This is a genomic window from Limnohabitans sp. TEGF003, assembly GCF_055395455.1.
Window position 1 is genome coordinate 1,506,257 of record NZ_AP029225.1, and the last position, 12,885, is coordinate 1,519,141.

Below are 12,885 nucleotides of genomic sequence, written 5' to 3' on the forward strand. Positions count from 1 at the left end.
CAAACAAAAATTGGAGCAAGAAGTCAAGTCAGCAAGCCAAAGATTCTTTACGTTTCCAGCGAGGGAACCTGATAAATTACGTCCTTTACGATTCAAACCGACTTTATGCCATCCGAGTTCTCACCATTGGAGTGCCGCCATGACCGCTGAACCGTGGGTGTCCGTGGACCAGATTGCCGAGCATCTGGGTGTTACCCGTGACTCCATTTACCGTTGGATAGAGCGCAAGAGCCTTCCTGCACATCGTGTTGGACGGTTATGGAAGTTCCAAGTTTCCGAGGTGGATGACTGGGTGCGCGCAGGTGGCGCAGATGAAGAAAAGACAAACGAACCGACAGGAAACCAAACATGACCAGCATGCAACAACGTGACGAACTTCAACGCCAGATTTGGAAAATTGCCAACGATGTCCGAGGTGCCGTGGACGGATGGGACTTCAAGCAGTATGTGCTGGGTACTTTGTTCTACCGCTTCATCAGCGAAAACTTTGCTGCCTACATCGAAGGGGGCGATGACAGCGTTCAGTACGCCAAGCTGAACGATATTGTGATCACGCCAGAAATCCGTGACGACGCCATCAAGACCAAGGGATACTTCATCTACCCCAGCCAGCTGTTTGCAAGGGTGGCGGCCACCGCTAACACCAATGACAGCCTGAACACCGACCTGGCAGCGGTTTTCTCGGCCATTGAAACATCTGCCCTGGGTTACCCGTCTGAGCGCGACATTCGAGGTCTGTTTGCCGACTTTGACACCACCAGCAACCGCTTGGGCAACACCGTCAAAGACAAGAACGCCCGTCTCGCTGCAGTGCTCAAGGGCGTAGCAGAGCTGGACTTCGGCGATTTCGAAGCCAGCCACATCGACTTATTTGGTGATGCCTACGAATTCCTGATCTCCAACTACGCTGCCAACGCTGGCAAGTCTGGGGGCGAGTTCTTCACGCCGCAGCAGGTTTCCAAGCTGATTGCTCGGCTGGCCATGCACGGACAAAGCAGCATCAACAAGATTTACGACCCGGCCTGCGGTTCTGGCTCGCTGCTGCTCCAAGCCAAAAAGCAGTTTGACGCCCATATCATCGAAGATGGCTTCTTCGGTCAGGAACTCAACCACACCACGTACAACCTGGCGCGGATGAACATGTTCTTGCACAACGTTAACTACGACAAATTCAACATCCAGCTGGGCGACACCCTCATCGAGCCGCACTTTGGCGATGACAAACCGTTTGATGCCATCGTTTCTAACCCGCCGTATTCGGTTAAGTGGATTGGTAGCGATGACCCCACCCTCATCAACGATGAGCGCTTTGCTCCAGCCGGAGTGCTAGCACCCAAATCCAAGGCTGATTTTGCCTTTGTGCTGCATGCCCTCAGCTACCTCTCGGCCAAAGGTCGCGCCGCCATCGTTTGCTTTCCCGGCATCTTCTACCGAGGTGGTGCGGAGCAGAAAATCCGCCAGTACCTTGTCGACAACAACTATGTCGAGAGCGTGATCTCGCTTGCCCCCAACCTATTCTTTGGCACCACCATCTCAGTGAGCATTCTGGTGCTATCAAAACATAAGGTGGATACCACTACCCAGTTCATCGACGCCAGTGCGCTGTTCAAGAAAGAAACCAATAACAACGTTCTTACAGATAACGAGGACTTGAACAACCCCGGTCACATCCAACAAATCATGGCTGTGTTCGAAAGCAAGGCCAATGTGAACCACTTTGCTTGCTCCGTCAGTCACGCCGACATTGCAGCCAACGACTACAACCTGTCCGTCAGTAACTACGTGGAGGCCAAAGACACTCGCGAAGTGGTGGACATTGTCCAGCTCAATGCCCAGCTCATAACAACCGTCACCAAGATCGACAAGCTACGCAAAGAAATTGACGCCATCGTGGGTGAAATTGAAGGCGAGGAGCAGCAGGCATGAGTTGTATGGATTTTTTAGGCAAGCTGCTTGATGGTGTTGTAGTGGAATGGAAACCGTTGAGTATCCTCGAAGACTCTGGTGTGTTGAAGCTAGGGCGGGGCAATGTAATCTCGAAAAGTGATTTGTCGAGTTTGCCTGGCGACTACCCGGTGTATTCATCTTCCGCATCGGGCAATGGGATATTCGGTCGCTATGGAAAATTCATGTTTGAGGATGAGCGAATAACTTGGTCAATCGATGGCGGGGGACGATTCTTTCATCGCCAAGCTCACAGATACTCTGTAACAAATGTGTGTGGCTGGCTAAGTGTAAAAAATACGACCGTCCTGAACACCCGATTTCTATTTCACGTTCTGTCCGGCGCTTGGGAAACGAAGGTCTTTGACTACACAAAAAAGGCGCACCCATCTGTAATTCGTGATGAATACATAGTTCCAGTCCCCTCACTTGAAATTCAAGAAAAAATCGTTCGCATTCTGGATTCCTTTACCGAGCTGACCACCGAGCTGACCACCGAGCTGACTGCCCGCAAAAAACAATACAACCACTACCGTGACAAGTTGTTGAGTTTTGAAGATGGGGAGGTGGAGTGGAAAACTCTGGGAGACGTGTGTCAAATAGGAGATGGAAATCACTCATCTAAATACCCCAGAAGCGATGAAATGGTGGATCAAGGAGTTCCCTTTATTCGCGGCACCAACATGGTAGAGGGGACAATATCTTGGCAAGACATGAAGTTCATATCGCCGGAAAAACATCAGGAGCTAAAAAAGGGACATCTAAAAGCTCATGACGTACTGATTGCAAATAGGGGAGAGATAGGGAAAATTTCGCAAGTGCCCGAGCAATTTTCTGGTTCGAATCTCAACTCTCAACTTGCATGGCTTCGTGCAAAGCAAGAAAGTATTTTGCCTCGATACCTTTATTACGCATTAAACGCCAGCCATGTCCAAAGTGAAATCAATGGTGAAGGTGGCGCACTGCAACAACTGACAATCAAAAACATCAAGTTAATCAGAATTCCTGTTCCTTCCCTCAACGAACAAGCCCGCATTGTCGCCATCCTTGATAAATTTGATGCACTGACGAACTCCATCACCGAAGGTTTGCCCCGCGAAATTGAACTGCGCCAGAAGCAATATGCGCACTACCGCGATTTGCTGCTGAGCTTTCCAGAACCGGATGAAGTAGAGGCATGACATGGGCAAGACGCTGACCGAAATTGCTCAGCAACTGAGTACGCCAAAGACTGTCAGAAAAACTGCCCCTGAAAAGACAAAGGAAATTGACGAAGTCAAACCTGTTCCGAAGATTCAACTGATTTACGCCTTCAACGGAACTGGCAAGACGCGCTTGTCCCGAGCGTTTAAGGAGTTGATTGCACCCAAAGCGGAGGGCGAAGAGGCTCAGACGTCTGATTTGGCAGCTAAGAAAATTCTTTACTACAGCGCGTTCACGGAAGACTTATTCTTTTGGGACAACGACCTGGGGCAAGACGCTGAACCCAAATTGATCATCCAGCCCAACGCCTTCACCCGGTGGGTGCTGCAAGAACAAGGCCAGGACCAGAGCATTGCACGCACTTTCCAGCGCTACACCAGCGATAAGTTGACTCCGCATTTCAGTGCAGACTTCTCTTCGGTCAGCTTTTCATTCGAGCGAGGCAACCAGCGCATCGAGCCCAACATCAAAATTTCGAAGGGTGAAGAAAGCAATTTCATCTGGAGCGTGTTCAATGCTCTGATCGAGCAGGTGATTTCTGAGCTGAATATCGCCGAGGTCGCAGATCGCTCCACTGATGTTTTCAACAATCTGTCCTATGTGTTTGTTGATGATCCCGTGAGTTCGCTGGATGAAAACCACTTGATCGAATTGGCGGTCAATCTTGCGGGGTTGATCAAATCCAGTCAATCTAAACTGAAGTTCATCATCACCACGCATAGCCCTCTGTTCTACAACGTGCTGTTCAATGAGTTCAGCAATAAGGCTTGCTACATGCTGGAGCGCCTGGAAGATGGTGGCTTCAAGCTGACGGAAAAGCTCGGCGACTCCCATAAGAGCTTTTCCTACCACCTGCACCTGTTGGAGATAATTGAGAATGCGATTGCCGATCAAAAGGTGGAGCGCTACCACTTCACATTGCTACGCAATCTGTATGAGAAAACGGCTAGCTTCTTGGGCTACCCGAAGTGGTCTGAGCTGTTGCCCGATGAAAAGCAGCTTTACTACAGCCGCATTATCAACTTTACCAGCCATAGCACACTGTCCAATGAAGCCGCTGCTCAGCCTACGCTAGCTGAGCGCGCAATGGTGAAACTGTTGCTTGAACACCTTAAGAACAGTCACGGCTTTTGGCGTCAGTAGGCGCCAAGATGATGAGAAAGAATTCAATGACAGATTACAAGACTATTGCTGAGACGAAGAACTTTATCGTCCTCGATCAATATGCACCTGAATGGAAGGTCGCCGAAGGCTACCAGAGCGAGGGTGACCTAGAGCGAGAGTTCATTCAGGACTTGCAAAACCAAGGCTATGAATTCCTGCCCGGTTTGACAACGCCCGACGCATTGTTCGCCAATGTTCGTGTGCAGCTGCAAGCGCTCAACAATGTGCAGTTTTCAAATGGGGAGTGGCTGCGATTTGTCGAAACCTGGCTGGATAAACCCAGCGACAGCATCGTGGAAAAAACTCGCAAGGTTCATGACGACTACATCCACGATTTTGTCTTTGACGATGGTCGCATCCAGAACATCTATCTGCTGGACAAGAAAAACATCTCCCGCAACAAGGTGCAGGTGATCAAGCAGTTTGAACAGATAGGCACACATGCGAACCGGTATGACGTGACGATCCTGGTCAATGGGCTTCCGCTGGTGCAAGTGGAGCTGAAGAAGCGAGGCGTCGCTATTCGTGAAGCATTCAACCAGGTACACCGCTACAGCAAGGAGAGCTTTAACAGCGAGAACTCCCTCTACAAGTATCTGCAGCTGTTTGTGATCTCAAACGGCACTGACAGCCGGTACTTCGCAAACACCACCCAACGCAACAAAAACAGCTTCGACTTCACCATGAATTGGGCGAAGTCGGATAACAGCCTGATCAAAGACCTCAAGGACTTCACGGCCACATTTTTTCAGAAGCACACTCTGCTCAATGTTTTGCTGCACTACTCGGTGTTTGATGTCAGCAACACGCTGTTGGTGATGCGCCCATACCAAATTGCTGCCACGGAACGCATTCTTTGGAAGATCAAAAGTGCCTTTCAAGCCAAGAGCTGGAGTGACTTGGAAGGTGGTGGCTTTATCTGGCACACCACCGGATCGGGTAAGACCCTGACCAGCTTCAAAGCGGCACGACTGGCCACCGAGCTGGAATTCATCGATAAAGTTTTTTTTGTGGTGGACAGAAAGGATCTGGACTACCAGACCATGAAGGAATACCAGCGCTTTTCACCTGACAGCGTGAATGGTTCAGACAGCACGATGGGCTTGAAGCGCAATCTGGAAAAGGACGACAACAAGATTGTTGTGACCACCATCCAGAAGCTCAACAACCTGATGAAGGGCGAAGCTGATTTGCCCATTTATGGCAAGCAGGTGGTGTTCATTTTCGATGAATGCCACCGCAGCCAGTTCGGTGAAGCCCAGAAGAACCTGAAGAGAAAATTCAAGAAGTTTTACCAGTTTGGTTTCACTGGCACGCCGATCTTCCCCGAGAACGCACTGGGTGCTGAAACCACTGCCAGCGTGTTTGGACGTGAGCTGCATTCTTACGTAATCACCGATGCGATTCGAGATGAAAAGGTGCTCAAGTTCAAGGTGGACTACAACGATGTGCGCCCGCATTTCAAAGCCGTTGAAACTGAGCAGGACGAGAAAAAACTCAGCGCCGCAGAAAACAAACAGGTCCTGCTGCACCCCGACCGCATTCGTGAGATCACGCAGTACATCCTGAACAATTTTCGGCAAAAGACCCATCGCTTACAACCGGGCAACAAGGGCTTTAACGCAATGTTTGCGGTCAGTAGCGTGGATGCTGCCAAGCTTTACTACGAGTCGTTCAGGAAGTTGCAGCAGGACAGCGACAGGCCACTTCGGGTCGCCACCATCTTTTCGTTCGCTGCCAACGAAGAGCAGGATGCCATCGGTGACATCCTTGACGAAAGCTTTGATGTGTCTGCCATGAACAGCAGCGCTAAGGAGTTTTTGAGTGCAGCCATCGTCGACTACAACACGCTGTTCAAGACCAACTTCAGTGTGGACAGCAACGGGTTTCAGAACTACTACCGGGACCTGGCTAAGCAGGTGAAAGCCAAGGAAATCGATCTGCTCATCGTGGTGGGCATGTTCCTGACCGGCTTTGATGCACCCACACTGAACACGTTGTTTGTGGACAAGAACCTGCGCTTTCACGGGTTGATGCAGGCTTACTCTCGCACCAACCGTATCTTTGATGCGACCAAGACCTTCGGCAACATCGTCACTTTCCGGGACCTTGAGCAGGCGACCATTGATGCCATCACCTTGTTTGGTGACAAAAACACCAAGAATGTGGTGCTGGAGAAGAGCTACAAGGAGTACATGGAAGGCTTCACCGATTTGGCCACTGGTGAAGCAAGGCGTGGCTTTGTGGATGTGGTGAAGGAGTTGGAAACACGCTTCCCCGATCCTGCAGCGATTCAGAAGGAAGCAGACAAGAAGGACTTCGCAAAGCTGTTTGGCGAGTATTTGCGCATTGAGAATGTGCTGCAAAACTATGACGAGTTCGCCAATCTGAAGGCCCTGCAAAGCGTCGATATGACCGACCCCGCTGCGGTGGAGGCTTTCAAAGCCAAGCACTATCTAAATGATGAGGGTCTGGCTGCACTGCAAGCCATCACGCTACCCCCTGATCGGAAAATTCAGGACTACCGATCTACTTACAACGATGTGCGTGACTGGTTGCGGCATCAGAAATCCGCCGATGAGAAGGATAAATCCACCATTGATTGGGATGATGTGGTCTTTGAGGTAGACCTTCTGAAGTCGCAGGAAATCAACTTGGATTACATCTTGGAGCTGATTTTCGATCACAACAAGAAGAGCAAGACCAAAGCAGATCTAGTGGATGAAGTGCGTCGCGTGATCCGGGCCAGCCTAGGCAACCGCGCCAAAGAGAGCTTGTTGGTGGACTTCATTAACCAGACCGATTTGGATCAGATTGGTGACAAGGCCAGCGTCATTGAAGCCTTTTTCACTTACGCCCAAGCAGCCCAGCGGCGTGAAGCGCAGGATTTGATCAACGAGGAAAACCTGAATGCCGAGGCAGCCAAGCGCTACATCACGGCATCACTCAAGCGGGAATTCGCCAGCGATAGTGGTACTGAACTGAATACCGTCTTGCCCAAAATGAGCCCATTGAATCCGCAGTACCTGACAAAAAAGCAGACCGTTTTTCAGAAAATCTCAGCTTTTGTGGAGAAATTCAAGGGCGTGGGTGGGCAGGTTTGAGGATGAGAGGCGAAGCCTGTACCCCTGTAAATCAGTCTAAGCCTCAGCCAATAAGGGTGGACTTTGGTGTAGCATGACTGGTGTCACAACAAAGGGTCACACTTTTTGTGACACCCTTGCGATTTTTTCTGGAAAAAATCCTTTTAAATCAGTGGTTTAACTTGTTTGCCGTGAGTGTCCCGTCCACTCCGCCAAAAAAATGAAAAACCGTTGTAAGTCTCCGATTTACAACGGTTTTTTGTTTTCTGAATCCACTTGATTGAATTAAGGATCTTGTCATGGCGCAGGCATGATCTCTCATCCCCCGGTTGCGCTTTTCAAGGCTTGTCACGGTGTGCTCGACCGCGGCCATGAAATCGGCCAAGTGAACGCCACCGGTTTTGCGGTCTATGGTCACAATCGCCGCTTCATTCAGCAGATTGGCCCACTCTGCTCGGGCGAACCCAGGGCATCCCATCGGTGAAATAGGCAACAGACATCGTGCGCAGAAAAAACGACAGTGGCCAAGGGGGCTTGCAAAAGCCCTTGGGGCGATGCGTAATTCCACCGCGCTCCTCGTTGTCAGGCAGCAGGGATGCTGCCTATTTGGATAGATGGAGAACACACCATGAGCAACCTCACACGATTCAACCCATTCAGCGAATTGCGAGACCCTTTCAATGAGGATTTTTTCAAAGGGTTTGCGATGCGCCCCATGCACCGACTGATGGAGGGCGAGCCTCAGATGCGGCTGGATTTGACAGAAGATGACAAAAATTTCTTTGTCAAAGCCGAAATTCCAGGCGTCAAGAAAGAAGACATCAAAGTGTCTGTGGAGGGCAATCAGGTGTCCTTGAGCGCCGAAGTGAAAAAGGAAAAAGAAGAAAAAGAGGGCTCCAAGATCATTCGCAGTGAGCGCTATTACGGAAGCGTCGCACGCAGCTTCACCTTGGATGAAAGCGTGGACGAAGCTAAGGCTTCCGCCAAATACGAAGACGGTGTGTTGCAGCTGACTTTGCCGAAGAAACCCAACGGCCAAAGCCATTTGCTCAAGATCGCCTGATGACCCGGCTTGGGCTGCGGCCCAAGTGGTGCAAGGCCATTTTCGTGGGGCTTGACCCCACTTCTCACACCAGAATGTGGTGTTTGCCGATCGGGTGCACGCTGCTGGCCTGCGGACCTTCATCGCCGATGTCCTCGACGTAATACACAGGTGTACCGATCTGCAGCTTGTCCAGGTCCTCGCCCACCAGGCTGTTGCGATGGAAGTAAAGCCAGCGACCATCGACCGATTCAATCCGCCCGAACGTTTTGTCTGGCGCGATTTCAGTGATGTGTCCATGCGGTCTTTCTTCGTGCTGTTTGACATGGCCTTGCTGGTGCCTCACCAGCTCTTCCAGTTGACGGCGCATGGCATCGAAAGCATCTCGAATGGCCACATACACGTCGGTGTAAGCGTGGTTCTGATCGGGCTGTCGGTCTGCAATCAGTTCATGCCCGGGAACCTTCACACCCATGCGCACATGGAAATGGTTGCCTTGGGTGTGATGTCGGTGCAGCTGTTCGATGGTGACATGGCAGTTGTGGATGCTGGGGTGAAACTTTCCCAGTTTGTCGACTTGGTGGCGTATGTGGGTCTCAAGGGCCTCGGAGTGGGCCAGATGACGAAAATGGATTTCCAGAGGAACGGGTGCTGTGGGTTTCATGGTTTTTCCTGTAGTCGAGACCCCATGGGACATCAACGGAGCCGGCACGGGTAGAGCGGTTCGTCATGCCATGGTGGCGGGCTTTGGATGCCTGGTCTGTCTCTTGACTCACCGAAGCGGTTTGCAGGCGGTTAACCAAGGCACTGACAACCGAGGGTGCGCAAGGCACGATGCCAACCGGGTGACATCTCTAAGGAATCATGATGGGTAAACAATTGACAGCGGGCGATATTTGCAAACGCAAGGTCACCGTGGCTTACAAAAAAACCAGTGTGGTGGCTGCAGCGCAGCTCATGCGCGAAGACCACGTGGGTTCCTTGGTGGTGGTCAATGACGAGAACGGCAGTCGGCAGGTGTGTGGCTTGATCACCGACCGTGACATCGTGATGTCTGTGGTCGCCACCGGTTTGGTGCCTGAGCCTTTGTGTCTGGAGGACATCATGACTGAGCGTGTGGTCACGGTGAACGAAGCCGACTCCTTGCTGGACATGATGCGCTGCATGCGTGAGCATGGTGTGCGGCGCTTACCCGTGGTCGGGCAGCAGGATGAGCTGATGGGGATCGTGAGCATGGACGATGTGCTGAAAATACTTGCCCAAGAGATGAACGCGTTGGTGGGCACCATGGAGACAGGCATCAGGCAGGAGCGAGAGCGCCGTCAGTGAGCCTATTTGTGGCGATGAAAATGCATTCTGGCGGTTCAGGGTTGGGGTTTTGGCTCATCTGGCTGACAGGGTGAGGCTTGGCTTTGTGCTGCGCATCCATCAAGCGAATGCTGTTGCAGAGGTCTTGAACAGCATGCATTGCCGCATGTCTCTGGGCTACAAAAATGGGATGCCGATCAACCCCCTCGTTAGGGCCACGACTTGAGCCAAAGGGTCTACACCAACAGGTCAATTGACCACCGAGTGGGCCTCCCGAACAATCAAAAACGGTTCAGACTGAAAAGTGAAAAGGATCAGAGCATGGCTCACAAACATTGGATATTGGTGGCCAACGCTTCACAGGCGAAAGTTTGGGAGCGCACATCGTTCAACGAGCCCTTGGTGGAAGTGATCGATTGGATTCATCCGGAAAGCCGCATGCCCGCCAGCGAGACCGAGCGCAGGCCATTGGGGCATTCAGAGGCAGGTCGGGCGGGTTTGGCGCCCCGTGCAGAAATTAAACACCTGCATCGCAGCGAGTTTGCCAAAACGTTGGCGAAGTATTTTCACGAAGCGGTGATGAACCACCGCATGAGCGCCTTGGCCTTGTTCGTCTCCAACCCCTTCATGGGTGAGTTGTTGTCACACCTGGACGCGTCCGTGCAACACACCCTTGTGGCCCAACATGTGCTGGATTTGACGTCCTTGAACGTGACCGAGCTGGACAAACGCTTACGCAGTGAATTTCGTTTGTAACGACGCCATCACCTGCGCATCGTCCACCTGTGGGAACTGTTGGTAAAACTGCGCGACCGCCATGAAGTCCTCGGGGGCATGCAGGCACACCGTTTCGTCGGCCAGGGGTTTGATTTTGGAAAGCGCATCCGGGCTGGCCACTGGAATGGCGCAGACCAAACGCTGCGGGTGGTGTTGGCGCACGGCTTTGAGTGCCGACATCATGGTGGCCCCTGTGGCCAGGCCATCGTCCACCACAATGACCACACGCCCCTGCACTGGGATCGGCGCCCGAATTTGGCTGTATTGCTGGCGTCGGGCCTTCAGTGTTTTCATCTGTAGTTTGATTTCATCTTTCACATATTGCGGGGCGATGCCCGGCGTTGCAGCGCAGGGCGAGAGGTAGGCCCGCCCTGTTTCGTCCACAGCGCCGATGGCCACTTCGGGCTGTAACGGGGCGCGCAGTTTTCGCACCAGCACCACATCCATTTGCCCATGCAACACATCTGCAATCCAGGCACTCATGGGCACAGCGCCTCGGGGTATCGCCAGAATCAAAGGGTTTTGGCCTTCGTACTTTTTGAGTGCCTTGCTTAATTGGCGGGCAGCATCCAGGCGGTCTTTGAACATGGCGGATTCCGTTGCAGTGGTTGGACCGCATTGTCAAAAAAACGGCGGTTTGGGTCTGTACCTGGCACCACAAACCCAGCGCCCTGAGCAGGGTTCATTCATCCGTGCGCATGAAAAAAGCCGCTCAACGGACGCTGAGCGGCTTGTGCTTTGCGCCCCGTCCCTGTCGGGGGCTTGGCGTTTGCTTGGGCTTACAGACCCGCAGCCGCTTTCAGCGCGGCGGCACGGTCGGTGCGTTCCCAAGTGAAGTCGGGCTCGTCGCGGCCAAAGTGGCCATAGGCGGCGGTCTTGCTGTAGATCGGGCGCAGCAAGTCCAGCATTTGGATGATGCCCTTGGGGCGCAGGTCAAAGTGCTCGGCCACCAGAGCCGACAATTTTTCGTCCGAGATCACACCCGTGCCTGCGGTGTTGACGGTGATGTTCATCGGGCGGGCCACGCCAATGGCGTAAGCCACTTGCACTTGGCATTGGGTGGCCAGACCGGCGGCCACGATGTTCTTGGCCACGTAGCGGGCGGCGTAAGCGGCCGAGCGGTCCACTTTCGAGGGGTCTTTGCCGCTGAAGGCACCACCACCGTGCGGGCAAGCGCCGCCGTAGGTGTCCACGATGATCTTGCGACCCGTGAGGCCGCAGTCGCCCTGGGGGCCGCCAATGACGAATCGGCCTGTGGGGTTGATCAGGTACTTGGTGTCTTGCAGCCACTCTTTGGGCAGCACGGGCTTGATGATCTCTTCGATGATGGCTTCGGTGAAGCTGGCTTTCATCTTGGTGGCAGTCTCCGACTGGTCAGGGCTGTGCTGGGTAGACAGCACCACGGTGTCGATGCTGTGGGGCTTGCCATCCACATAGCGCATGGTCACCTGGCTCTTGGCGTCGGGGCGCAGGAAGGGCAGGCGACCGTCCTTGCGCAGCTGGGCCTGACGCTCGACCAGGCGGTGGGCGTAGTAAATCGGGGCAGGCATCAGCTCGGGCGTTTCCGAGCAGGCATAGCCGAACATCAGGCCCTGGTCGCCCGCGCCGATGTTGAGGTGGTCGTCCGATGCGTGGTCCACGCCCTGGGCGATGTCGTTGCTCTGCTTGTCATAGCAGACCATGACCGCGCAGCCTTTGTAGTCGATGCCGTAGTCGGTGTTGTCGTAGCCGATGCGTTTGATGGTGTCACGCGCCACCTGGATGTAGTCGACGTGCGCGTTGGTGGTGATCTCACCGGCCAAGACCACCAGACCGGTGTTGGTCAGGGTCTCGGCGGCCACGCGGCTGCGGGGGTCTTGCTCGAAGATGGCGTCGAGGATCGCGTCCGAGATCTGGTCGGCGACCTTGTCAGGATGGCCTTCGGAGACGGATTCCGAGGTGAAGAGGTAATTGCTGGGCATGAAAAAGGCTCCTAAAGTTTCAGAGGTTTGTCGGCGTTGCCGACCCTGAAAACCCGGAGCCTGGCGAACGCTTTAGCAGGTTTTGTGAATCGCCCTGCAAGTAGTTCAGATAACTCGGCGATGCACGAATTATAAAAGATGTCAGAACACCCGCCGAAATCATGTCCAATACAGCCCATGGACATCCCCACCCCGATTGAAAACCGCTTGGTCGACCTGGAAATCAAGGCCGGCTTCACCGAAGATCTGCTCGACCAGCTCAATGCGCAGGTCTACCGCCAGCAGCAGCAAATTGACGCGCTGATCCAGGAGCTGCGCCAGATGCGAGACCGTCTGCCCGAATCGGGTGGCGGCGCCGAGGTGCGCAACCTGCGTGATGAAATTCCGCCGCATTACTGAAAAC

General features: G+C 53.1%; 13 protein-coding genes. 9 read left to right on the forward strand and 4 right to left on the reverse strand.

Going from position 1 to position 12,885, the window contains the following annotated elements:
* Positions 1 to 139: 139 nt before the first annotated feature.
* Genes ACZ5RT_RS07405 through ACZ5RT_RS07425 form a run of 5 tightly spaced genes read left to right on the forward strand, consistent with a single transcriptional unit; the run spans position 140 to position 7,415 of the window.
* Positions 140 to 352: a helix-turn-helix domain-containing protein gene (locus ACZ5RT_RS07405; protein ID WP_464454046.1), complete on the forward strand. Its 213-nt coding sequence runs from the start codon at positions 140 to 142 to the stop codon at positions 350 to 352.
* Positions 349 to 1,926, forward strand: a complete 1,578-nt coding sequence (locus tag ACZ5RT_RS07410) for a type I restriction-modification system subunit M (protein WP_464454047.1) — start codon at positions 349 to 351, stop codon at positions 1,924 to 1,926. Before ACZ5RT_RS07405 ends, ACZ5RT_RS07410 begins: the two co-directional genes overlap by 4 nt.
* Before the next feature lie 5 nt (positions 1,927 to 1,931).
* Positions 1,932 to 3,125 (forward strand): restriction endonuclease subunit S, encoded by a 1,194-nt coding sequence (locus ACZ5RT_RS07415; protein ID WP_464454048.1) that lies wholly within the window; start codon positions 1,932 to 1,934, stop codon positions 3,123 to 3,125.
* 1 nt (position 3,126) lies between these two features.
* Positions 3,127 to 4,290: an anticodon nuclease gene (locus ACZ5RT_RS07420; RefSeq protein WP_464454049.1), complete on the forward strand. Its 1,164-nt coding sequence runs from the start codon at positions 3,127 to 3,129 to the stop codon at positions 4,288 to 4,290.
* Positions 4,291 to 4,316: 26 nt separating this feature from the next.
* On the forward strand, positions 4,317 to 7,415 hold the full coding sequence (locus tag ACZ5RT_RS07425) for a type I restriction endonuclease subunit R (protein ID WP_464454050.1): 3,099 nt from the start codon (positions 4,317 to 4,319) through the stop codon (positions 7,413 to 7,415).
* 148 nt (positions 7,416 to 7,563) lie between these two features.
* Here ACZ5RT_RS07425 and ACZ5RT_RS07430 read toward each other — a convergent pair whose 3' ends face one another.
* Positions 7,564 to 7,962 (reverse strand): hypothetical protein, encoded by a 399-nt coding sequence (locus ACZ5RT_RS07430; protein WP_464454051.1) that lies wholly within the window; start codon positions 7,960 to 7,962, stop codon positions 7,564 to 7,566.
* Between the two features lie 60 nt (positions 7,963 to 8,022).
* On the opposite strand from ACZ5RT_RS07430, the gene ACZ5RT_RS07435 reads away from it, so the two are divergent.
* On the forward strand, positions 8,023 to 8,457 hold the full coding sequence (locus ACZ5RT_RS07435) for an Hsp20/alpha crystallin family protein (RefSeq protein WP_464454052.1): 435 nt from the start codon (positions 8,023 to 8,025) through the stop codon (positions 8,455 to 8,457).
* Positions 8,458 to 8,521: 64 nt separating this feature from the next.
* Here the strand turns inward: ACZ5RT_RS07435 and ACZ5RT_RS07440 are convergent, their stop codons facing one another.
* Positions 8,522 to 9,100 carry an HPF/RaiA family ribosome-associated protein gene (locus ACZ5RT_RS07440; protein ID WP_464454053.1) on the reverse strand — a complete coding sequence of 193 codons (579 nt, stop codon included), beginning with the start codon at positions 9,098 to 9,100 and terminating at the stop codon, positions 8,522 to 8,524.
* A 203-nt stretch (positions 9,101 to 9,303) separates the two neighbouring features.
* On the opposite strand from ACZ5RT_RS07440, the gene ACZ5RT_RS07445 reads away from it, so the two are divergent.
* Positions 9,304 to 9,765, forward strand: coding sequence for a CBS domain-containing protein (locus ACZ5RT_RS07445; protein WP_108287045.1), 462 nt, complete (start codon positions 9,304 to 9,306; stop codon positions 9,763 to 9,765).
* Positions 9,766 to 10,065: 300 nt separating this feature from the next.
* Positions 10,066 to 10,500 carry a host attachment protein gene (locus ACZ5RT_RS07450; RefSeq protein WP_464454054.1) on the forward strand — a complete coding sequence of 145 codons (435 nt, stop codon included), beginning with the start codon at positions 10,066 to 10,068 and terminating at the stop codon, positions 10,498 to 10,500.
* Here the strand turns inward: ACZ5RT_RS07450 and ACZ5RT_RS07455 are convergent.
* Positions 10,477 to 11,109 (reverse strand): phosphoribosyltransferase, encoded by a 633-nt coding sequence (locus ACZ5RT_RS07455; RefSeq protein ID WP_464454055.1) that lies wholly within the window; start codon positions 11,107 to 11,109, stop codon positions 10,477 to 10,479. The genes ACZ5RT_RS07450 and ACZ5RT_RS07455 overlap by 24 nt on opposite strands.
* A gap of 191 nt (positions 11,110 to 11,300) precedes the next feature.
* The gene (metK, locus tag ACZ5RT_RS07460; protein WP_464454056.1) at positions 11,301 to 12,482 is read right to left on the reverse strand and encodes a methionine adenosyltransferase; all 1,182 of its coding nucleotides are present in this window, start codon (positions 12,480 to 12,482) and stop codon (positions 11,301 to 11,303) included.
* Between the two features lie 177 nt (positions 12,483 to 12,659).
* Between metK and ACZ5RT_RS07465 the strand changes: the two genes are divergently transcribed.
* Positions 12,660 to 12,881: a SlyX family protein gene (locus ACZ5RT_RS07465; protein WP_108286412.1), complete on the forward strand. Its 222-nt coding sequence runs from the start codon at positions 12,660 to 12,662 to the stop codon at positions 12,879 to 12,881.
* The last annotated feature ends 4 nt before the right edge of the window (positions 12,882 to 12,885 follow it).